Below are 20,538 nucleotides of genomic sequence, written 5' to 3'. Positions count from 1 at the left end.
CCGCAAGCGGCGGGGAATATACCCAAAAGAGATTAAACATTGTCAAAGAGGATAAAGTTGCAAGCAATACCAATTAATAGGACAGATTATTGTCAATTTTTAATAGTTAGCCAAAAGAATTATAGTTTAACCTACTACGCTGAACATGCAAAGAAATGTAGTCATGATGTTATTAATAGATTTTTAAGGAATGAAAAATATACACCTTCTTTGTTATGGGAACACATCAAGAATGATGTTATTTTTTCATCTAATGGATATACAATATTTGATGATACGGTTTTAAATAAAAGGAATACGAAGCAAATAGAAGTTGCAAGATCGCAGTACAGTGGAGCTACAGGTAGAGTTACTAAAGGTATAGGAGTAGTGAGTCTGGTATATTATAACCCTGATATTAATAAGTTTTGGGTAATAGATTATCGAATTTTTGCACCTGATCATGATGGAGCAACAAAACTAGAACACCTATTAAACATGTTAAATAATGCTGTTTATAGCAAGAAGATTCCTTTTCAAACAGTACTTTTTGACACATGGTATTCTACACACAAAATTATGCAACATGTTGACTCTCTGGGGAAATATTATTATGCCCCTATTAAAGCCAATAGAAACGTTAGTAAAACACACGATTCTAAACCTTATAAAGCTGTAAAAGAGTTGACATTTTCAGATGAAGAGATCAGGCATGGAGTAGAGATTCATATAAAAGGCTTTGCTAAAAATAAGCATGTTAATTTGTTTAAATTTACTGTTTCTACCAACAGAGTTGAGTATGTTGTTACCAATAACAAAACTCAAAAATCTTCTAAAGCTGCACAAGATGAGTGTGGCTTTCGATGGGTAATTGAGAGCATGCACAGAGAAATTAAGCAACTTACTGGGATAGAACGTTGTCAATGCAGGAAACAGCGTATTCAACGTAATCATATTAGTTGGGCATTTTTAGTTTGGGCATTTCTCAAAAGGACTGCAAATACAATCGGTAAAACGGTTTACCAAATAAAGTTAGGGCTTTTAGATGACTATATGCAACAACAGCTGCGTTCTCCATCTTTACGATATTTAGAACCAAACATAGCGTAAGTTTTGGGAATCTTCTTGCTATAAACAGCATTATTTAACATGTTTAATAGGTGTTCTAGTTTTGTTGCTCCATCATGATCAGGTGCAAAAATTCGATAATCTATTACCCAAAACTTATTAATATCAGGGTTATAATATACCAGACTCACTACTCCTATACCTTTAGTAACTCTACCTGTAGCTCCACTGTACTGCGATCTTGCAATTTCTATTTGCTTCGTATTCCTTTTATTTAAAACCGTATCATCAAATATTGTATATCCATTAGATGAAAAAATAACATCATTCTTGATGTGTTCCCATAACAAAGAAGGTGTATATTTTTCATTCCTTAAAAATCTATTAATAACATCATGACTACATTTCTTTGCATGTTCAGCGTAGTAGGTTAAACTATAATTCTTTTGGCTAACTATTAAAAATTGACAATAATCTGTCCTATTAATTGGTATTGCTTGCAACTTTATCCTCTTTGACATGTTTAATTATTTTTACAATAATTTATCACTTTTTTACTCATAGCGTAAGTTTTGGTTATATAGCTATTTACCTTCTAAAAGATATAAAAGGCAAGAAAGAGGGAAGAGGCGTCAAAGGATCATTATACCACAAAGGATCTCAATACATCAGCGTGATGCAATAGCTACGAAAAAGGTAGAAGTAGGGAATTTTGAGGCAGATCTTACATTTCATAAAGGTAATCAAAGTATGAATATTGGTGCACTGGTGGATAAAAAGAGTCAAAAGATTATTTTAGTGCTGAATAACTCCAAGAGAGCTACAACAGTTACCAATGGTTTTTTAAGAAAGATAAAAACTCTTCCAAATAGTGTGAGAAAGACTATTACTATGGATAATGGCAAAGAGTTTGTGGGGCATGTTGCCTATAGACTATCTGGGTTTCAAACTTTCTTTTGTGATCCATACCGCCCTAGACAAAAAGCATTAGTGGAAAAAATGAATTCTATGATTCATAGAATTTTACCTAAAAATACAGATATTACTACCGTTACACAAAGAGGTCTTGACAATGTTGCTGAGATTTTAAATAACATGCCAAGAAAGATTTTTGGTTATAAAACCCCTAATGAAATTTGGGCAGAAAATTTATAGGTTTTGTTCTACTTAGTCCTTGCATTTTCATGACTATGTCCTTTCTGATAACCAGTTGCTGCTTCTAAAGTACCTTGCTTATCTTTTAATTTTTTCCATTTATATATAGTATCACGACTTACATTAAATAATTTACTTACCTTACTTATTCGTATCCCTGCTTCTACAGCTTTTATAACTCTTAGTCTTAGTTCTATTGCATATGCTCGTGCCATATCTCTTTACATGCTTGTTAATATTTGCTTACTATAACATGATACTCTCGCTCTGTCAGTACCTTAATGACTTATGCTATACCATATTGTATTTACCAACTTACTCTCCTGATTTAAATCCTATAGAGCATTACTGGTTTAAGATAAAAAATGAAATTAGGAAAGTTGTAGGAGATTTTGAAACATTTTATGATGCTGTTTTTAATACTATTAAATTGTCAGTATCTTAATGATTTATGCTATATCATCACTCTCACAATGCCCACCAAGTTGAAGCCATTTATTAAGCTTTTTATGATGCATCAATAGAAACTTAGTTTGATCATGATTGAGTAAGAACGCAGAGGCAGTAAAATGCCCTGCAGCTAAATTCAAAAAGCTTGATACAAGCGAATTTTTTGATATTCGCCTTTGCTCACGTAACTTTGTACGCTCCGCAGGCTTATCTTCAAATTCATCTTGTCTGAAGCTTTTTGAATTTAGCTGCATTTTTAAGTCACTTCTAACTAAATTTAAGTGCTTATCCAAAAATTCTAGCATTCTTTCTTTGGAAAGAATTTCTTCGGAGTGGATGCTGTTATAGTTTTGTAATAAAGATTTAAGATGATTTAGCACGTTTTAAACTGTTTTTAAGCGTAATCTTGACTTGCTTTAATGAGCGAGGATTTGCATCCGTTACTTCAATTTCAATATTTTCTGAAACATTTATTTTAGTACCCACCGCCGGAACATTGCCCATTTTTGTCAGCACTAAACCTCCTATGGTATCAAACTCATCATCATCATCTTTTAGTTTCTTGCCGATTATCTCTTCAAGCACCTCCACTTCAACACGTGCGTTTGAAATAATTGTTGAGTTATTAATGACCTTATAGTTATCATATTCTGATTTCTGATCATGCTCATCATCGATTCGCCCAACTAATGCTTCCATAACATCTTCGATAGTAACTAAGCCATCAGTACCACCATACTCGTCAATAACTATAGCAATATGGGTTTTTTCACGACGCATTTTTGCAAGCAAATCCAATAGCTTCATAGAGGGAGCAGCGATTATATGCTTACGTATTAGCTTTTTTAAGCGAAAATTTTGTTTTGTAACTAATGCTTTAAATAGATCTTTGATATGAATAAAACCAACTATATTATCCAAAGTACCATCATATATTAGAGTTCTGGTATGCGGAATTTTTACTTTAATAGATTCGTTTAATTCTTCTATATTTGTAGTAAGTTTTATTGCCACAATATCAGAGCGTGGTACCATTATATCTTCAATAGTTTTGCCTTTTAATTTTAGCAAATTAGCTAAAATATTACGTTCATCTAAAGTCATTTTCTGACTATTAGTTTTTAAACGTTTTATAACGCTAAAAAAATCATCCGGTACTTTATTGGAAAATAAAGATTTTATCGGTGAGAATAATTTTCGTAAGTGAAAAATTGACTTATTATCGTGATTCTTTTTATTGTCATCTTCTTTTTTTGAAGATTTTAACATAAATTTTTTTATTTAGTTAATAAATAGGGTGAGGATATACCGAAATGTGCTAATATCTCGATTTCTAAATTTTCCATGATATTTGTTTCTGTGTCATTTTGATGATCGAACCCGATTAAGTGTAAAATACTATGTATTAAAAGATGAATAAAGTGATTCTCAAAAGTTTTTTGTTGCTCGTATGATTCATTATATATTACATCATAGCAAAATGCTATATCCCCTAAATGCATATAATCAGAATCCCCTAAATTTTCAAGGATAATAGGCTGATTACTAGAAGCTGTTTCGTTACCGCTAAAACGCAAATCTTGCCAATTTAATTCATTAGCAGGAAAAGAAAGAACGTTAGTTGCTTTTTCTATATTACGAAATTGCTTGTTTAAGGTCAATATTTCTTCGTTATTTGTCAGCAAAATCGATAGTTCGAATTGTTTTATTTCACTAAAATTTTCGAATTGCGATAAGGTTTTTTGAGTAATTTTTTTAATCAAAGCCTTATTTATTTGCTTATATTCTCGCCATTTGCTGTAGTTTTTTATAATCTCTACGTTTATCATTATTATATAATTTTTGTCGTCTGAGCTCAGAAAAACTGTAAGTTTTGTACGTGTGCAATCTCAGGAACTTATACTGTTTTATGAGATTACCACGTCAAGGCTTCGCGTTTCCTCGCAATGACGATGCCTATAATTCTCCTTTAATTTCTCAAAATCCTCGTCAGCATGGTATGAAGAGCGGGTTAGGGGGCTTGCGGAAACCATCAAAAATCCTTTTGTGCGGGCTACTCGCTCTAAATATTTAAACTCTTCAGGAGTAACATATTTTGCCATTTCTGCGTGATTCTTCGTAGGTTGCAAATACTGCCCAATAGTCAGGAAATCAACCTTTGCTTCTCTTAGATCATCCATAACTTGCACTACTTCGCTGATTTCTTCCCCAAGCCCTACCATCATACCGGATTTTGTAAAAACTTCAGGTGATAATTTCTTGATGTTATGGAGTAAGCTTAGAGAATTATAATATCTAGCTCCTGGTCTAATCGTTTTATATAAAGACGGGACAGTCTCAACATTATGGTTAAAAACATCAGGTTTTGCGTTCGCTATTATTTCTGCTGCTCCGTCTTTCCTTAAGAAATCAGGAGTTAAAATCTCGATAGTGGTATTCGGTGAAGACTTACGAATTTCACTAATACACTCAGCAAAATGCGTAGCTCCGCCATCCTCTAGATCGTCACGATCAACCGAAGTAATTACTACATGTTTAAGATCCAGCTTTTGCACTGCCTCAGCTAGTCTTTGCGGTTCATGCGGATCAAGTAAATCTGGTCTGCCAGTTTTAACGTTACAAAATCTGCAAGCTCTGGTGCAAACCGAGCCGAGAATCATCACAGTTGCATGTTTTTTTGACCAGCATTCACCAATATTAGGGCAAGCAGCTTCCTCGCACACAGTATTTAACTTGAGATTTTTAATCAAATCTTTTGTATTATAATACTCTGAAGAGTTAGGAGCTTTTACTTTTATCCAATTGGGTCTATCTAAATTAGTCATAAAACGGAAATAATTTAATTAATTTTGTTACTTCGCTTAACACTTTCTGCTCGGCTTTGCTATTATCTTCGCTATTCTTTAAACCATCTAAAATATCAGCCATTAAATGACCAACTAGTACAAAATCTTTTTCCTTAAATCCTCTAGTAGTGCAAGCTGGTGTACCGAGCCTAATACCTGAAGTAATAAAAGGCGAAGTTTCATCAAAAGGAATAGCATTTTTATTGCAAGTAATACCTGCTCTATCTAAAGAATTAGCAGCAATTTTACCGGTAATACCGTCTTTTCGTAAATCCACTAGTACAATATGATTATCAGTGCCACCTGTTAATATATCATATCCTCGCTCTTGCAAGCTACTAGCTAGTGCCTTAGCATTACTTATAACTTGTTTTATATAGTGTTTATATTCCGGCTGCAAGTTTTCTAAAAATGCTACAGCTTTTGCAGCTATTATATGCATTAATGGACCACCTTGCAAACCAGGGAATAAAGCAGAATTTATTTTTTTGCCTATCTCTTCATTGTTAGACAAAATTAGACCACCCCTTGGTCCTCTAAGTGTTTTATGAGTAGTTGAAGTAACAATATGAGCGTGCGGAATAGGGCTTTGATGCTCACCTGCCGCAACTAACCCCGCAATATGAGCGATATCAGCCATAAGATATGCTCCTACCTTATCAGCTATTTCTCTGAATTTAGCAAAATCAAGATTACGAGGATAAGCTGAAAAACCGGCTATAAGCAATTTTGGTTTATGTAAAATTGCTAAACGTTCAACTTCATCATAATCAATTAAGTAAGTCTCTTTATCGACGCTATAAGAAACTGCATTAAACCACTTACCTGACATATTAGCAGGTGAGCCGTGTGTTAAGTGTCCCCCGCTATCTAAAGACATACCAAGTACAGTATCACCTGGCTGCATTAAAGCTAGATATACGGCTTGATTTGCTTGCGAACCGGAATGAGGTTGCACGTTGGCATATTTACAGTTAAATAGCTTCTTTGCTCGCTCTATCGCCAAATTTTCGGCTTTATCTACTTCGACGCAACCATTATAAAAACGCTTACCTGAATATCCTTCAGCATATTTATTAGTCAGCACCGATCCTTGAGCTTCAAGCACTGCAGGACTTACGAAATTCTCAGAGGCAATAAGCTCAATCACACTATTTTGACGAGCTTTCTCATGCTTAATTATTTCGAAAATTTCTTTATCTATTTCTTGTAACTTGTTATTAAAAATGTTCATTATGCCTCAAGTATTTATTTGGTTTTGTCATGTATTTATGTCATTCCTGTATGGCATTGCCCGCGTGGATCAAAAAACGCCCTCGGTGTCATTCCGTGGCTTGCTAACTAGATCCAGTAAAAAAATATAAATATAAAAAGCTCGATTTATCTCGCTTTATGCTGGATCTAGTTCCCAAGCCACAGAATGACAATAAAAATCCTGAGATTGCCACGCAGCTTACGGCTGCTCGTAATGACTATTATTTACAAAATTAACAGCGATCTCAATCCCCCTATCATCTATCGAATGAGCAAGCCGAGTTAATTTATGCCCGCTATGAGGTATATGATATTTGGATAAATAGTGCGAGGCGTTATATATTTCGTTAACGCTTACTACCTCATCTAGCTCTCCATGAATCAAGCATATAGGCGTGATCTTATTATTAATCTCAGCAGGTGGAATTAACGCACCTGAAAAACCTACAGTACAATAAAATGGCTCTTTCTGAATAAGAGTTAAATATAATCCGATCATAGTACCTTGAGAAAATCCAATAATTATCGTATCTTTATTGGTTAAATTTAGCTCTTCCTGCTTTTGCTTTATGATATCGTCTAACTTAGAAATATTTTTTACCAGAAGCTTAGATATATTATCAGGGTTACGATCCTGTAAACTAAACCATTGTCTGCCATATGGAGCCATATCATAAGGCTCGATGCCATGCGGCGAAATAAAATGACAATTCGGTAAATCGTCTTTGATATAAGGAACTAATCCTATTAAATCGTGACCGTCCGAACCGACACCATGTAGCAATACTACTAGCTTTTTTGCCGGCTGCTCGATACTTGCTATTTCAGGGTATGTTAAATTTTTATTCATGTTTTTTTGTAATTTGTTATATTGTATATGTCATTCCCGCCTACGCGGGAATGACACTAAAGCCACGGGATGACAACTCAACCTTTCAGCATCTTCTCGAGTTCACCGCCATTATATAGTTCTGTTACGATATCACAGCCGCCAACTAATTCACCATTAATATATAATTGCGGGAAAGTAGGCCAATCGCTAAAAATTTTTAAAGACTCACGCAATTCAGGGTCTGATAGAACATCAATATCACGAAATTCTGTTCCTAGCTTAGTCAAAATAGCAACTACTTTACCAGAAAAACCACACATGGGTGCTTCTTTGCTACCTTTCATGAACAATACTACTTTATTATTTTTTATCTCATTTTCTATAAATTTAAAACTTTTATTTTCTAACATTAAAAACCTGATATGTTTAATTTTATTTGTAACATTATACACCATGCAAGCAGAAATAGTTAATAAAATCTTTGAAGTTTTTAGCAAGAATAATGAAAACCCAAAAACTGAGTTAGTTTATAAAAACGATTTTACCCTATTAGTAGCGGTAATATTATCAGCTCAAGCAACAGATGTGTCAGTGAATTTAGCGACTAAATCTTTGTTTGAAATTTATGACACACCAGAAAAAATTTTAGGGCTTGGTGAAGAGGGCTTAAAAAAATACATAAAATCTATCGGGCTATTTAATAGCAAAGCGAAAAATGTTATTGCCTTATGTCAAATATTGATAAGCAATTATGATAGCAAAGTACCGAATAGTTTTGAAGAATTAGTTAAATTGCCTGGTGTTGGAAGAAAAACTGCAAATGTTGTACTTAATTGTTTATTTGGTTTGCCGACAATGGCAGTTGATACTCATGTATTTAGAGTAGTAAAAAGAATAGGGCTTGCTAAAGGTAATACCCCTGAAGAAGTTGAAAAGGAGCTACTGCAAATTATCGATGGAAAATGGCTAAGCCACGCCCATCACTGGCTAATTTTGCACGGCAGATATATTTGTAAGGCAAGAAAGCCCGACTGTGAAATCTGCCCTATTAGAAAATATTGCGAGTATTATAGATTAACAACTAGATGACACTTATGATTTAACTAAACCTATTATTTTTTGGGAAGCCCATAGGGGGTAGTTTACCGGTGCTACCTCGTTTACCTAAAAATGCAATAATATTCTTCTCTAGTTTCACTTTCCCGCCACTATTCCAGCTTAAGCCATCTTCCCTATTAAATATTTTAATATCTAAAAGCTTGCCGTTTTTAAATTTTTGCAGCGTTACACCTTGTCCTTTTTTCATCTCTGGTATTTCGTAGATATTAAACACCAGAAGCTTGCGACTTTCACCAATGCAAGCAACGCTATCACCATTGACCGGTAAACAAGCTATGCATATATGACCATCCGGCACGTTCATAATTTGTTTGCCACTTTTCGTTTGAGCCATTACTTCGTTTGAATTAACCATAAACCCTTTACCTATGCTGCTTGCAAGCAATAAAAGCTGATCAGGCTTATAGACTAAAATCTCGGTAATATCATTATTGCCTATATCTACAAGCAGTTTTATAGACTCACCCGTGCCTTTGCCTTTGGAAATATTATCAGCAAGTAGAGTAAAAAATCTTCCTTCTGAGCTGATTATCAATATTTTATCGGTTGTGTAAGCTTCTAAAATAAACTTTTCTGCATCGCCCTCTTTATATTTTATACTCGATAAATCGTTATTATGACCTTTTAGCGAACGCACCCAGCCCATTTTTGAACAGATAATCGTGATTGGTTCTTTAGTAATAAAAGCTGTTATGTCAACTACTTGATTCGTTAGTGTTACTTCTTCAAAACTAGTTCGTCTTGCTCCTATAGCAGTATTTAAGCCGAATTTATTTTGTATAGCTTTTAGTTCTTTCTTAACTACTTTCCATAGCTCTTTTGGATTATTTAAGATCTCCTCAAGCATTGCTTGCTGCTTTTGCAAATTACTATGCTCAGTTATAATTTCCTGCTCTTCAAGTTTACGAAGCGAACGCAGGCGAGTATTTAATATTGCCTCTACCTGAATTTCGGTTAACTTAAACCGCTCCATCATTATCGCTTTCGGCTCATCCTCTTCACGGATGATTTTAATAATCTCATCTAGATTTAGATAAGCTATTCGCAAACCCTCTAGAATTTCTAAACGATGCTTTATTTTATTTAGAAGATAAGTCGATCTGCGAGTAATAATATTTTGTCTGTGGCTTAAGAATTCTTGCAGAACCTCTAAAATATTCATCACTTTCGGTACATTATTACTACCGATGACATTCATATTTAGCTGAATTCGGCTCTCTAAATTTGTTAGTTTAAATAAGGACTCCATAACAATTTGCGGGTCGCAGCTGCGATCCCTTGGCTCGATAACAAGCCTGATAATATCGGTTGACTCATCCCTGATATTGCTAACAAGCGGTATCTTCTTATCTTTTAATAATATTGCGATTTGCTCTATAAGCTTGGATTTCTGAATTTGATAAGGTATCTCAGTTACGACTATTTGGTAAGTACCATAACTTAGTTCTTCTTTCTCCCATCTAGCTCTTACCCTAAAGCTACCTCGTCCCGTCATATAGGCACTAGTGATAACATCACTTTTATCAATAATTATACCGCCAGTCGGAAAATCAGGTCCTTTAATGAAATGCATCATGTCGCTAATTTCGGCTTTCGGATGATCGATTAAATGCACTAAAGCATCACAAAGCTCATGCAAATTATGCGGCGGAATATTAGTTGCCATACCAACCGCTATCCCCTCCGAACCATTAGCAAGCAAATTTGGGAAGCTTGCCGGCATTATAACCGGCTCTAAATCAGAATCGTCATATGTTGGGCGGAAATCTACCGTATCCTTGTCGATATCTTCCATAAGAAGCGTACATATCTCCGTCATACGTGATTCTGTGTAACGCATCGCAGCCGCATTATCGCCATCAATAGAGCCAAAATTACCTTGTCCATCAATCAATGGATAGCGGAGAGAAAAATGTTGAGCAAGACGTACTAAAGTATCATATACTGCAACATCACCGTGTGGGTGATATTTACCGATTACGTCACCGACTACTCTTGCACATTTCTTATAGCCTGAATTCGGTTCAAGCCTTAGCTGCAACATTGCGTATAATAACCGACGATGTACCGGCTTTAACCCGTCACGTACATCAGGAAGTGAGCGGGACATGATCGTTGACAGTGCATAAGCAAGATAACGCTCGGATAAAGCACTACCAAAGTCAATATTTTCTATTTTAGCTTCTTTCATAATTTATTTATTTATTTTGCGGTGTTATCCCGTGGCTTGTCCGGCGTTGCTGTATGGCTCAAGAAAAACACACAGTGTCATCCCCGCAAAAGCGGGGACCCAGCATAAAGCGAGATGACATCGAGCTTTTAATTTTAAAAATTTTCTGTATTTAGGCTTTTTTTTGCTGGATTCCCGCTTTCGCGGGAATGACATAGGAGCCATCTAGCAATGCCGGCTTGTCCACGAGATCACACCGAGAGTGTTTTTTAACCTTTGCAATGACAGGAGGAGTACCCAAAAATCTTCATGCTTTATCCAATTTTTAGCTTCTTCTAATCGTTTATCTGCAAGTTTTGAAAAATACATATCTTCTTCAAGTGTAATTTCATCAAAATCTTCTTCCTCTGTTGTCATAAATTATTCTCACTAAATATTAAATAAAGAGTTGGGTAGACGAGTATACTACTTCAATACACAGCTTTGCTTATTCTGTGCCAATTTCTTACAAACTGCTTTTGCTTGACTAAGGTTATCATAGTTACCAGCTAATATTAAATAGAAAAATTTCCCATCGTCACATTTAATTTTTTGAGTAGTGATAATAGCGTTTTTTAGGATTTTTGGAAATTTCTTTTTTATTCTCTCACCTTCATTTATTGCATCTTCTTCCGATTTTACTGAACCGAGCTGCACTTTATAACTATTAATGTTATTATAACTTTTTATATTTTTATTGCTATCTGTACTTTCTTTATCACGTTTTATTATATTTAAATCTGTTTCATCTTTTTGTGAATTATTATTTGGTTCTATTAAAGAAAGTAGATTTGATATGTCATCCGAAGAATCTATATCAAAAGGGTCATCATTTTGATTGCGTGAATTTATATTAACAGGCTTTTCAGGTTCAGGAAGAAGTCTTGCATTTTTAAGGTTTGTATTTTTAGAAATAAGGTTTTCATATATAGTACTATGCACCGCAGACGGCATAATATCTTCTACTTTGGGGGGTTTTATTTTTGTAGGTAGTTCGTCTGCATAAATAGTAATTACCGGTCTACTATCTTGATAATATTGATAAGCAAAATAAATAACAGCAATACATATCAAAACCACCAGACATATTTTAGTAAAAATATTATTGATCATATATAAAATATTTGAGATGTCATCCCGTGGCTTGTCCACGGGATCCAGCAAAAAAGCCTAAATACAGCAAGTTTTTAGACAAAACTTACGCTATGTTATAGCAAATATGCTAAAAACCCTTACTACAAAGCTATGTTTTTACAGTGCATCACTTTATAATATCCTTTAATTTATAGGAATTATATCAAACATAGCGTAAGTTTTGTAGAATTAAAAGCTCGATTTCTCTCGCTTTATACTGGATCTAGTTCCCAAGCCACGGGATGACAATTGAACTACATCCTTTCCATCGGTTCTACGCCTATAACCTCAAGACCACTAGCTATAATTTTCTGTATGGCTTTAGCAAGAGCAAGGCGTGCTGTTGTTAACTCTACATTATTTTCTATTATGAATCTATAATCGTTATTTTCCTTACCAAAGTTCCATAAAGCATGAAATTTTGAAGCTAGATTTATCAAATAAAACGCCACTCTATGTGGTTCAAAATATTTTGCTGCTGTTTCCAAAGTTTTTGTCCAGCTAGCTAACAGCTTTATTATCTCAATTTCTTCTTCCGATGATAATAACGATAAATCATATGTGCCAGCTTCAAAGCTATTATAAGATTGCGGAATCGTTTCCATAGCTTTCGATAATATCGATAGCGTTCTAACATGTGCATATTGGACATAAAATATAGGATTTTTTTTAGATTGTTCTTTTACTTTTATTAGGTCAAAATCAAGCGTTTTGTTATTTTCTCTTGTTAACATCATAAACCTTATAATGTCTTTGCCTACTTCATGATTTACGTCTTGCACGCTAGCGAAAGCTCCAAGACGCTTTGACATCTTAACCGGCACACCATTTTCAACAAAGTTTACTAATTGGCAGATTTTAACATCAACTTTAACCTGCTCTTTGCCTAAAGCTTTAACAATCGCTTCAATTCTTTTGACATACCCGCTATGATCAGCACCAAGTACATAAATTAAGTGATTTGCACCTCTATCTATTTTATCTTTAGCATAGGCAAGATCAGAAGCAAAATAAGTCCAACTTCCATCGGCTTTTCTTATAGGACGATCTTGATCGTCACCGTATTTGGTAGATTTAAATAATTCTTGGGTTCTGTTTTCCCACTCATCATGAACTTTACCTTTGGGAGCAGGCACGCTACCTTCATAAATTAGCCCCATATCGGTTAGCAGTTTAACAGTTTTTTCTATCTCGCCGTTATCGTGTAATGCTTGCTCGGAAAAGAATATATCGTGCTTAATACCCAGTTCTTTTAAATCTTCTTTATTTAAATCTAGCATTTTTTGTATGGCAAAATTTTTAACTATTCTAAACCTTTCTGGATCATCCATACTTAATAATTTATCACCATATTCTTTAGCTAAAGCTTGCCCAACAGGAATTAAATACTCTCCTGGATATAATCCTTCGGGGATAGTAATTTTTTCACCTAAAGCTTCTCTATAACGCAATATTACTGTGCTTACTAAATCATTTATTTGTGAACCTGCATCGTTAACATAATATTCTTTCGTAACAGGATATCCTACTTTTTTTAAGATATTTGCAAGCACGTCCCCATATATCGCACCTCTTGCATGTCCTATATGCATCGGTCCAGTTGGATTAGCTGAAACATACTCAATATTGACATTTTTGTTTTTATCTATGTCAATTTCAAAAAATTTAGATTCATTTTGTAAAATATCTTTAATTGCAGTGTGCCAGCTATCAGCTTTGATAGTAAAATTAATAAACCCGGGTCCGGCTATTTCTATACTTGCGATATATGGTAGTTCATTAAGAATTTCTTTGAATTTTAACGCAACTTCGCGGGGAGGAATGTTTTCCTTAGCAGCAATAATCATTGCAATATTGCTTGATAAATCGCCGTTAAAGTTATCTTTCGGAGTTTCAATACTAGCGTTATTTGCTATTTTAGAATTATTATATAGCTGCGTACTTGCAGTAATTATATCGTGTTTTAGTTTGTTAAATATATTCATAGTTAAGAAGCATTCCAGTGAAATTAAAAATGTTTATACGATTTTGGTATATTAGATATTGTTAAAATTGAGCGAACAAAGTTGGTTATACTCTTGAATAGCAAAGCGATCAGTCATACCGGCTATATAATCGGCAATAATTCTAGCTTTACTATTTGGATTGCTAGAATCTATTTGTATTTTCCAATTAACAGGCAGTAAATTAATATCTTCCATATAAACCTTAAATAAGCCTTGCACGATCTTAGTATATTTAAGGCTGATTGCAGTAATCCTATTACTTTTATAAACTCGCTCATGTAGAAATTTTTTAATCTCTTTAATACGCTCATTAGTTTTCTCAGTAAAATCTACTATTTGATACTCTAAGTTACGTATTTCATCTATATGAGTAATTTTTTCTTTATTTATATTAGTCTTAGTTTGCCATAATAAATCGGTAATGAGTTCATGCATTAGCTTGCGTACTACTTCATATATTAAGCAAGAAGAGCTTATATTTTTATATTTTGATTTAAGTTCAAAAACATGTTGGTCGATATATTTAAGCTCAGCAAGATTATTAAAATCGATAATTTTAGCACCGATACTATCCTCCAGATCATGTGAAATATAGCTAATATCATCAGCAAGTGCTGCTATTTGAGCTTCAGCAGAAGCGTAAGTATTAAGCTCTAAATCATTTTGGCTATTATACTCTTCTATATACTCATTTACTTCGCCGCTTATAGGACCATTATGCTTTACTATCCCTTCTAAAACTTCCCAAGTAAGATTTACTCCTCTATAAGCAGCATATCTTTTTTCAAGTAAGGTTAGTATTTTCAAGGATTGAGCGTTATGAGAAAAGCCGTTATGCTCTTTCATGCACTCATTCAAAGCTCTCTCGCCCGCATGACCAAAAGGTGTATGACCAAGATCATGAGCAAGTGCTATAGTCTCGGCTAAGTCGCTTGACAGGTTTAAAGTGTTGGCAATCGAGCGAGCAACTGTTGAGACTTCTAAAGAATGAGTTAGCCTATTTCTATAATGATCGCCCTCATGGTTGATAAAAACCTGCGTTTTATATTGCAAACGTCTGAATGCATTAGTATGGATGATACGATCACGATCCCGCTCAAACTCATTGCGGTAAGATGTCGGTATTTCTCTGTATAATCTTCCTCTGCTTTTAAGCGGATTGGAAGCATATGAAGCTAGCATTGTTATCCTTATCTCTATGTTATTTTATTGTGGTACTAGTGTTGCCCGCGTGGATCAGTTTTGCCTTCTGAGCTAAGGAAATTACGGAGTAATTGACGAAGCAAGAAAGTATAAAAAATGCTAACTTATAGCATTTTTTATTATTTTTCTGGATTGCCACGCTCATTTCATTATTTTTGGATCCCACTACACGTGAGCTAGATAACAAACATCTTTCTGGATCTAGTTTCCAAGCCACGGGATGACATTAAACATATTTCTTGAGCCATGCAACAAGACCAGTTCCTCGCAATGACGATTTAGTATCCACCTTGAAAAAATATGAAATATTAGGTATATTATATAATTTATAAGATTTTTACAAGGTTATTTTAGTGACAATCACAATTACCGATAGAGCTTTTGAGCGGGTAAAGGAATTAATAGAGTTAGAAAAAGATAAGGATTTAGTGCTGCGAGTGTCCGTTGATAGCGGTGGTTGCTCTGGACTAATGTATAATTACGAACTAGTTTTAAGAAATACTATAGCAAAAGACGATCATGTTTTTACTAAACATAACGCTACTATTGTTATCGATGCTATTTCTCAAAAATTTATGCTAGATTGCACTCTTGATTTTATAGAAGAGCTAGGCAGTTCATATTTCAATGTCAGCAACCCACAAGCTAAAGCAAAATGCGGTTGCGGCAATTCTTTTGCGGTGTAATGTTATCCAGTGGGTTGTTGTATAGATCAAGAATCGTCATTGCGAGGAGGCATTGCCTGCGTGGATCATTCTCCCGGCTTTGTTCGGAAGGGTATCTGTTGGTCTTTTTTAGACGTAATTATCCTATTTTGACTGCGACACATTTACCGAATGAATTCCATAAATTTATAATATTGGTAATAACAATTGCTTCACGTTTTTGTGATGATATTTTTTTAGTTAATAGAGATGAACCAATACATCTCTTAATTCTTGAAATTTGAGCTTCAATTCGTGCCCTAATTCCATAACAGTATTTTTTATAAAATGCATAAATGTTACCTTTCTTACTAATATAACTTACAACCTTATCATGCCATATGGTGTTATCTTGACCATATATCTTAGCATTACGTGGGGGAGGAATTACTGGCGTAATACCGCAATTACTTACAAAACTTACGCTATGAGTAAAAAAGTGATAAATTATTGTAAAAATAATTAAACATGTCAAAGAGGATAAAGTTGCAAGCAATACCAATTAATAGGACAGATGATTGTCAATTTTTAATAGTTAGCCAAAAGAATTATAGTTTAACCTACTACGCTGAACATGCAAAGAAATGTAGTCATGATGTTATTAATAGATTTTTAAGGAATGAAAAATATACACCTTCTTTGTTATGGGAACACATCAAGAATGATGTTATTTTTTCATCTAATGGATATACAATATTTGATGATACGGTTTTAAATAAAAGGAATACGAAGCAAATAGAAATTGCAAGATCGCAGTACAGTGGAGCTACAGGTAGAGTTACTAAAGGTATAGGAGTAGTGAGTCTGGTATATTATAACCCTGATATTAATAAGTTTTGGGTAATAGATTATCGAATTTTTGCACCTGATCATGATGGAGCAACAAAACTAGAACACCTATTAAACATGTTAAATAATGCTGTTTATAGCAAGAAGATTCCTTTTCAAACAGTACTTTTTGACACATGGTATTCTACACACAAAATTATGCAACATGTTGACTCTCTGGGGAAATATTATTATGCCCCTATTAAAGCCAATAGAAACGTTAGTAAAACACACGATTCTAAACCTTATAAAGCTGTAAAAGAGTTGACATTTTCAGATGAAGAGATCAGGCATGGAGTAGAGATTCATATAAAAGGCTTTGCTAAAAATAAGCATGTTAATTTGTTTAAATTTACTGTTCCTACCAACAGAGTTGAGTATGTTGTTACCAATAACAAAACTCACAAATCTTCTAAAGCTGCACAAGATGAGTGTGGCTTTCGATGGGTAATTGAGAGCATGCACAGAGAAATTAAGCAACTTACTGGGATAGAACGTTGTCAATGCAGGAAACAGCGTCTTCAACGTAATCATATTAGTTGTGCATTTTTAGTTTGGGCATTTCTCAAAAGGACTGCAAATACAATCGGTAAAACGGTTTACCAAATAAAGTTAGGGCTTTTAGATGACTATATGCAACAACAGCTGCGTTCTCCATCTTTACGATATTTAGAACCAAACATAGCGTAAGTTTTGTTATATTCATGTACTTGCATTATAGTATTTATAAGTAGTTTTTTTGTTAGATTTATATCACATTCTATAGTTTTGTAATTTGCTGTATTATAAAAAACTAAAGATGGGGTATTCTCTGATTTCGCTATTTTTGTGTTAACCTTATTTAGCAATAAGTTTATATCAATACTTTCTACTTCAAGTCTTACATAATCTTTAGCTTGAATTGCTACCTCTTCTAGATATTGTGTAACAGAGGTCAGCTTATTATAAGCTTTGGTAAATACTTCACTAGAATCTATCATCATTTGTCTGCGTAGATTATTTATGACTTGTTGTGCTTGTTTTAATATTTCTAACCCTTCTTTACCAAGACCACGAGCTAATTTTTCTTGGTAATTTAAAGCATCTATTAATTTATCAGTAGTAGAATTATATAACTCTCTTAACTCTTGCTGATTATTGAGTAGCATATATACATATTGTTGTCTTCTGCGTACAAAAATTATACCAATAATAACAGAGAAAAAACATGTATAAGCCAATGTATAAATAACACTGGTGCTTGGTATGATAAAATTATCAAATATTGAGTAATATATAGTAAGAGCAAGCAATGTGCCGGTAATAGATAACGCTGTAAATACTACCCAATTTACCAGCACAATTAATAATATTGTTGCAAATGTAATATTTATCAACCATTCTACATTGCCTTTTTCTAGAAGAAAAATAAAAGTAGTAGAGAAGGGCAAACAATAAAATAGCGTTAAATGATAATATGCTGGAAAATATATTTTTAAAATAGATGGCCAATAAGGTCTTAACAGTAGCCCTATACACATTAAGCCACCTATTATTCTAAGTAATAAAATCCAATGGTATAAATTAGGCACTGCATAGCTATACATGAATAAAGGTAGCATATAATTAAAAATCATGAATAACGCAAATATATTAGCACTGGCACCATAACCTTCTATTTCAGGCTGTGAGTAATTTGTAAATTGCTTAAAAAAAGATTTTAATAATGTAAATAATTTGCTGGAATAACTAGGTTTTATAGATGAATTAATTACAAAACTGTCATCTCTTTTTACCATTATAAATCCTTTATTTAGAATATAATGGCTAATAAAAAAGCTAATGAAATTTATAATAACACTTGTAGGAATTAGTAGCTCGTTATCAAAAAATAATTTACCAATGATAAAAGTTACGGTAGTAATTATTGATGGTATAAAAAAAGAAAGAGAACTGCCTTTAAGACCTATAATACCGGCAATTAAAGGAATTGTAAAAATCAATGCGACAATCTCAGATGCTATATTTATCCCTTTAGCTAAATCCACTATTCCTGCATATTGTATCCTAGGCAAAACATTATTCACTGATGCTGTAAATACTGCAATTACCCCAAGTCCAAACGTAATATAACGTGCTAATTTTAGTTCATCAATATTAATATTTTTTTATTACAAACTGGTTTTATTACATCATGAGCAAGCAATAATGCTCCTGAATTTAAAAAGGAATCAGCAGTAGATATAACCGCACCAATTAATCCAAGAACTAGAATGCCTTTAGTACCAGCAAAGAAGTAATTATTTATTAGATAAGTAATTATTTCACTCCCTCTAGAAGGTATATTTACATATCCTGTTTCTTTCAAAACTATAACAGATAAACCAATTAATGTAAGTAACCCAAAGAATATAATTAGAAAAAACATACAAATATAATAACTATTGGTAAGCTGCTTACTATTTCTAGCCATAAGCATCCTTTGTATGAAAGGAAAACTTAAAGGAAAAGCTGGGAAAATATACCATACACAATAAATAAGATAATCCTTTAAATTAGGATGGTGCAAAATATCAAAATGCTGTATAGGAGTTTTAGTAATTAAAGATCTTATACCTCCAACTTTATTAAGCACTACATAGGCTATCATTGGTATCATTATCGTTATTGCTATAAATTGTATAAGATCAGTAATAGTGATAGATTTTATGCCTCCTATAGAAGAGTAGATTATCAAAAATGCTCCACCAAATATTACACCCCATAATTTTGGCATTCCTAACAACTCCGCAACGTTACCAAGCCATATAATTTGTAAAGTTACTAAGGTAATAGTATAGAAACTACCAAGAACACCTACAGTAAAACGAGTTTTTGTGCCATAAATTTGTCCCATTAATTCAGCGGTAGTTAAGCAACCATCAAAATATTTAATACGTGGTAAAATAAAGAAGATGATAAATGAGAAGCAAAATATCACACCACACAAAATTGATGGTAATATCGGCAAAATACCATCATCAAACACATAGCCTGCATATCCTATGCCTTTAGAACCAGTAATATATGTAGCTAATATGGTAATTGCGAGTATTCCACTACCAAATACTTTATTGCCTATAGCATATTCTGCTATATCTTTGATGTTTCTACTTGCTCGAAGACCAATAACTAATGTTATTATTAGAAATATAATAACTATAATATTATCTATATTCAGATTAAACATATTGGACCTTAAAAATTTTTATTTATTATTTAAATACCATATTAAAAATAAAAAGTAATTAATAATTTACCTTTAAGAAATATTAGGTGTGAGATTTATAGACATAGTTACAATAAGGATGTCTGTTTAATTCGTGACTAATTAATCATAGATGATTCCTTTTTAAGCTTAATAATGTTTCTTAGTTCTTTATTATTAAGTTTATCTTACCAAGATTATGTTTCTGCAGGACTTTATGTATAGTAGCCGTAGAAAACGAAATGTTATGTAAACGTTTTAGTTCGTTCTGAATACGTCTTGCTCCTAATTTCCTCTCTTGTCGTAACACTATATTTGTTGCTCTGATATATCATTTAATTTCTGAAAAGGAAATGTATGCGGTTTCCTGCTTAAAGAATGCAGCTCCTCAATACCCAATAACTCATAACGTTTATACCATTTACGTAAGGTGAATCTTGAAATACCATAATAACTACACACTTTCCCTGCATTACCTGACTCTTGATATAATTTAACCCAACTCAAACGTATTTTAATCTTAGA

The 20,538-nt window shown here is 33.4% G+C and carries 22 protein-coding genes and 3 pseudogenes; 7 read left to right on the top strand and 18 right to left on the bottom strand.

Annotated features, from left to right (window positions below):
• Positions 1-39 precede the first annotated feature (39 nt).
• Positions 40-1,089: a transposase gene (locus AAGD55_RS04445; RefSeq protein ID WP_341792290.1), complete on the top strand. Its 1,050-nt coding sequence runs from the start codon at positions 40-42 to the stop codon at positions 1,087-1,089.
• Here the strand turns inward: AAGD55_RS04445 and AAGD55_RS04440 are convergent.
• Positions 1,029-1,568 (bottom strand): hypothetical protein, encoded by a 540-nt coding sequence (locus AAGD55_RS04440; protein WP_341792289.1) that lies wholly within the window; start codon positions 1,566-1,568, stop codon positions 1,029-1,031. The two genes, AAGD55_RS04445 and AAGD55_RS04440, sit on opposite strands and share 61 nt — an antisense overlap.
• Positions 1,569-1,683: 115 nt before the next feature.
• Between AAGD55_RS04440 and AAGD55_RS04435 the strand changes: the two are divergent.
• A pseudogene (locus AAGD55_RS04435) lies at positions 1,684-2,202 on the top strand (IS30 family transposase); the annotation flags it as partial.
• Positions 2,203-2,210: 8 nt separating this feature from the next.
• Here AAGD55_RS04435 and AAGD55_RS04430 read toward each other — a convergent pair.
• Complete coding sequence (locus AAGD55_RS04430; RefSeq protein WP_341792288.1) at positions 2,211-2,417, bottom strand: IS630 transposase-related protein; 207 nt, start codon at positions 2,415-2,417, stop codon at positions 2,211-2,213.
• Between the two features lie 80 nt (positions 2,418-2,497).
• Here AAGD55_RS04430 and AAGD55_RS04425 point away from each other — a divergent pair.
• Positions 2,498-2,647, top strand: a pseudogene (locus AAGD55_RS04425) (transposase); the annotation flags it as partial.
• A 16-nt stretch (positions 2,648-2,663) separates the two neighbouring features.
• On the opposite strand, the pseudogene AAGD55_RS04420 reads toward AAGD55_RS04425, so the two are convergent.
• From AAGD55_RS04420 to grxD, 7 genes and pseudogenes are all read right to left on the bottom strand, one after another.
• Positions 2,664-3,032, bottom strand: a pseudogene (locus AAGD55_RS04420) (palindromic element RPE3 domain-containing protein); the annotation flags it as partial.
• The gene (gene tlyC / locus AAGD55_RS04415; RefSeq protein WP_341792286.1) at positions 3,016-3,921 is read right to left on the bottom strand and encodes a hemolysin C; all 906 of its coding nucleotides are present in this window, start codon (positions 3,919-3,921) and stop codon (positions 3,016-3,018) included. The gene tlyC and the pseudogene AAGD55_RS04420, both read right to left, overlap by 17 nt.
• An 8-nt stretch (positions 3,922-3,929) precedes the next feature.
• Positions 3,930-4,481 carry an rRNA maturation RNase YbeY gene (gene ybeY, locus AAGD55_RS04410; RefSeq protein WP_341792285.1) on the bottom strand — a complete coding sequence of 184 codons (552 nt, stop codon included), beginning with the start codon at positions 4,479-4,481 and terminating at the stop codon, positions 3,930-3,932.
• 78 nt (positions 4,482-4,559) lie between these two features.
• Positions 4,560-5,477 carry a lipoyl synthase gene (gene lipA, locus AAGD55_RS04405; protein ID WP_341792284.1) on the bottom strand — a complete coding sequence of 306 codons (918 nt, stop codon included), beginning with the start codon at positions 5,475-5,477 and terminating at the stop codon, positions 4,560-4,562.
• Positions 5,470-6,732: a serine hydroxymethyltransferase gene (gene glyA / locus AAGD55_RS04400; RefSeq protein WP_341792283.1), complete on the bottom strand. Its 1,263-nt coding sequence runs from the start codon at positions 6,730-6,732 to the stop codon at positions 5,470-5,472. Before glyA ends, lipA begins: the two co-directional genes overlap by 8 nt.
• 219 nt (positions 6,733-6,951) lie before the next feature.
• Positions 6,952-7,602 carry a dienelactone hydrolase family protein gene (locus tag AAGD55_RS04395; protein ID WP_341792282.1) on the bottom strand — a complete coding sequence of 217 codons (651 nt, stop codon included), beginning with the start codon at positions 7,600-7,602 and terminating at the stop codon, positions 6,952-6,954.
• Between the two features lie 77 nt (positions 7,603-7,679).
• Positions 7,680-7,994 (bottom strand): Grx4 family monothiol glutaredoxin, encoded by a 315-nt coding sequence (grxD, locus tag AAGD55_RS04390; RefSeq protein ID WP_341792281.1) that lies wholly within the window; start codon positions 7,992-7,994, stop codon positions 7,680-7,682.
• A gap of 43 nt (positions 7,995-8,037) precedes the next feature.
• Between grxD and nth the strand changes: the two genes are divergently transcribed.
• Positions 8,038-8,673 carry an endonuclease III gene (nth, locus tag AAGD55_RS04385; protein WP_341792280.1) on the top strand — a complete coding sequence of 212 codons (636 nt, stop codon included), beginning with the start codon at positions 8,038-8,040 and terminating at the stop codon, positions 8,671-8,673.
• 10 nt (positions 8,674-8,683) lie between these two features.
• On the opposite strand, the gene parC is transcribed toward nth, so the two are convergent.
• The 5 genes from parC to AAGD55_RS04360 form a co-directional block, all read right to left on the bottom strand.
• Positions 8,684-10,894 (bottom strand): DNA topoisomerase IV subunit A, encoded by a 2,211-nt coding sequence (parC, locus tag AAGD55_RS04380; RefSeq protein ID WP_341792279.1) that lies wholly within the window; start codon positions 10,892-10,894, stop codon positions 8,684-8,686.
• 204 nt (positions 10,895-11,098) lie between these two features.
• Positions 11,099-11,290 (bottom strand): hypothetical protein, encoded by a 192-nt coding sequence (locus AAGD55_RS04375; protein ID WP_341792278.1) that lies wholly within the window; start codon positions 11,288-11,290, stop codon positions 11,099-11,101.
• Positions 11,291-11,338: 48 nt separating this feature from the next.
• Positions 11,339-12,025, bottom strand: a complete 687-nt coding sequence (locus tag AAGD55_RS04370) for an SPOR domain-containing protein (protein WP_341792277.1) — start codon at positions 12,023-12,025, stop codon at positions 11,339-11,341.
• 275 nt (positions 12,026-12,300) lie between these two features.
• The gene (gene argS / locus AAGD55_RS04365) at positions 12,301-14,031 is read right to left on the bottom strand and encodes an arginine--tRNA ligase (protein ID WP_341792276.1); all 1,731 of its coding nucleotides are present in this window, start codon (positions 14,029-14,031) and stop codon (positions 12,301-12,303) included.
• A 51-nt stretch (positions 14,032-14,082) separates the two neighbouring features.
• Positions 14,083-15,234, bottom strand: coding sequence for a deoxyguanosinetriphosphate triphosphohydrolase (locus tag AAGD55_RS04360; protein ID WP_341792275.1), 1,152 nt, complete (start codon positions 15,232-15,234; stop codon positions 14,083-14,085).
• Positions 15,235-15,608: 374 nt separating this feature from the next.
• On the opposite strand from AAGD55_RS04360, the gene AAGD55_RS04355 reads away from it, so the two are divergent.
• Entirely contained in the window at positions 15,609-15,941 is a 333-nt protein-coding gene (locus tag AAGD55_RS04355; protein WP_341792274.1) for an iron-sulfur cluster assembly accessory protein, read from the top strand.
• Positions 15,942-16,059: 118 nt separating this feature from the next.
• Here the strand turns inward: AAGD55_RS04355 and AAGD55_RS04350 are convergent, their stop codons facing one another.
• The gene (locus AAGD55_RS04350; protein WP_341792273.1) at positions 16,060-16,461 is read right to left on the bottom strand and encodes a hypothetical protein; all 402 of its coding nucleotides are present in this window, start codon (positions 16,459-16,461) and stop codon (positions 16,060-16,062) included.
• Between AAGD55_RS04350 and AAGD55_RS04345 the strand changes: the two genes are divergently transcribed.
• Positions 16,428-17,477, top strand: a complete 1,050-nt coding sequence (locus AAGD55_RS04345) for a transposase (RefSeq protein WP_341792272.1) — start codon at positions 16,428-16,430, stop codon at positions 17,475-17,477. The genes AAGD55_RS04350 and AAGD55_RS04345 overlap by 34 nt on opposite strands.
• On the opposite strand, the gene AAGD55_RS04340 is transcribed toward AAGD55_RS04345, so the two are convergent.
• Positions 17,417-18,565, bottom strand: a complete 1,149-nt coding sequence (locus AAGD55_RS04340) for a hypothetical protein (protein ID WP_341792271.1) — start codon at positions 18,563-18,565, stop codon at positions 17,417-17,419. The two genes, AAGD55_RS04345 and AAGD55_RS04340, sit on opposite strands and share 61 nt — an antisense overlap.
• 43 nt (positions 18,566-18,608) lie before the next feature.
• Here AAGD55_RS04340 and AAGD55_RS04335 point away from each other — a divergent pair, with 43 nt between their 5' ends.
• Entirely contained in the window at positions 18,609-18,899 is a 291-nt protein-coding gene (locus tag AAGD55_RS04335; protein WP_341792270.1) for a hypothetical protein, read from the top strand.
• A 10-nt stretch (positions 18,900-18,909) separates the two neighbouring features.
• Here AAGD55_RS04335 and AAGD55_RS04330 read toward each other — a convergent pair whose 3' ends face one another.
• Together AAGD55_RS04330 and AAGD55_RS04325 are read right to left on the bottom strand one after the other, a co-directional pair.
• A complete protein-coding gene (locus tag AAGD55_RS04330; protein WP_341792269.1) occupies positions 18,910-19,995 on the bottom strand; it encodes a sodium:solute symporter family transporter in 1,086 nt (361 codons plus the stop codon).
• A gap of 327 nt (positions 19,996-20,322) precedes the next feature.
• The gene (locus AAGD55_RS04325) at positions 20,323-20,520 is read right to left on the bottom strand and encodes a helix-turn-helix domain-containing protein (protein ID WP_341792268.1); all 198 of its coding nucleotides are present in this window, start codon (positions 20,518-20,520) and stop codon (positions 20,323-20,325) included.
• Positions 20,521-20,538: the final 18 nt, after the last annotated feature.

It is taken from the genome of Rickettsia endosymbiont of Gonocerus acuteangulatus (genome assembly GCF_964026435.1).
Lineage (GTDB): Bacteria > Pseudomonadota > Alphaproteobacteria > Rickettsiales > Rickettsiaceae > Rickettsia.
Note: the sequence above shows the minus strand (reverse complement) of the source record. Positions and strands in the feature narration are given on the sequence as shown.

Excerpts from the sequence above, each read along its gene's own strand:
- AAGD55_RS04440 (WP_341792289.1), bottom strand. The coding sequence starts at position 1,568 with ATGTCAAAGAGGATAAAGTTGCAAGCAATACCAATTAATAGGACAGAT.
- AAGD55_RS04430 (WP_341792288.1), bottom strand. The coding sequence starts at position 2,417 with ATGGCACGAGCATATGCAATAGAACTAAGACTAAGAGTTATAAAAGCT.
- tlyC (WP_341792286.1), bottom strand. The coding sequence starts at position 3,921 with ATGTTAAAATCTTCAAAAAAAGAAGATGACAATAAAAAGAATCACGAT.
- ybeY (WP_341792285.1), bottom strand. The coding sequence starts at position 4,481 with ATGATAAACGTAGAGATTATAAAAAACTACAGCAAATGGCGAGAATAT.
- lipA (WP_341792284.1), bottom strand. The coding sequence starts at position 5,477 with ATGACTAATTTAGATAGACCCAATTGGATAAAAGTAAAAGCTCCTAAC.
- glyA (WP_341792283.1), bottom strand. The coding sequence starts at position 6,732 with ATGAACATTTTTAATAACAAGTTACAAGAAATAGATAAAGAAATTTTC.
- AAGD55_RS04395 (WP_341792282.1), bottom strand. The coding sequence starts at position 7,602 with ATGAATAAAAATTTAACATACCCTGAAATAGCAAGTATCGAGCAGCCG.
- grxD (WP_341792281.1), bottom strand. The coding sequence starts at position 7,994 with ATGTTAGAAAATAAAAGTTTTAAATTTATAGAAAATGAGATAAAAAAT.
- nth (WP_341792280.1), top strand. The coding sequence starts at position 8,038 with ATGCAAGCAGAAATAGTTAATAAAATCTTTGAAGTTTTTAGCAAGAAT.
- parC (WP_341792279.1), bottom strand. The coding sequence starts at position 10,894 with ATGAAAGAAGCTAAAATAGAAAATATTGACTTTGGTAGTGCTTTATCC.
- AAGD55_RS04375 (WP_341792278.1), bottom strand. The coding sequence starts at position 11,290 with ATGACAACAGAGGAAGAAGATTTTGATGAAATTACACTTGAAGAAGAT.
- AAGD55_RS04370 (WP_341792277.1), bottom strand. The coding sequence starts at position 12,025 with ATGATCAATAATATTTTTACTAAAATATGTCTGGTGGTTTTGATATGT.
- argS (WP_341792276.1), bottom strand. The coding sequence starts at position 14,031 with ATGAATATATTTAACAAACTAAAACACGATATAATTACTGCAAGTACG.
- AAGD55_RS04360 (WP_341792275.1), bottom strand. The coding sequence starts at position 15,234 with ATGCTAGCTTCATATGCTTCCAATCCGCTTAAAAGCAGAGGAAGATTA.
- AAGD55_RS04345 (WP_341792272.1), top strand. The coding sequence starts at position 16,428 with ATGTCAAAGAGGATAAAGTTGCAAGCAATACCAATTAATAGGACAGAT.
- AAGD55_RS04340 (WP_341792271.1), bottom strand. The coding sequence starts at position 18,565 with ATGGTAAAAAGAGATGACAGTTTTGTAATTAATTCATCTATAAAACCT.
- AAGD55_RS04335 (WP_341792270.1), top strand. The coding sequence starts at position 18,609 with ATGAAATTTATAATAACACTTGTAGGAATTAGTAGCTCGTTATCAAAA.
- AAGD55_RS04330 (WP_341792269.1), bottom strand. The coding sequence starts at position 19,995 with ATGTTTAATCTGAATATAGATAATATTATAGTTATTATATTTCTAATA.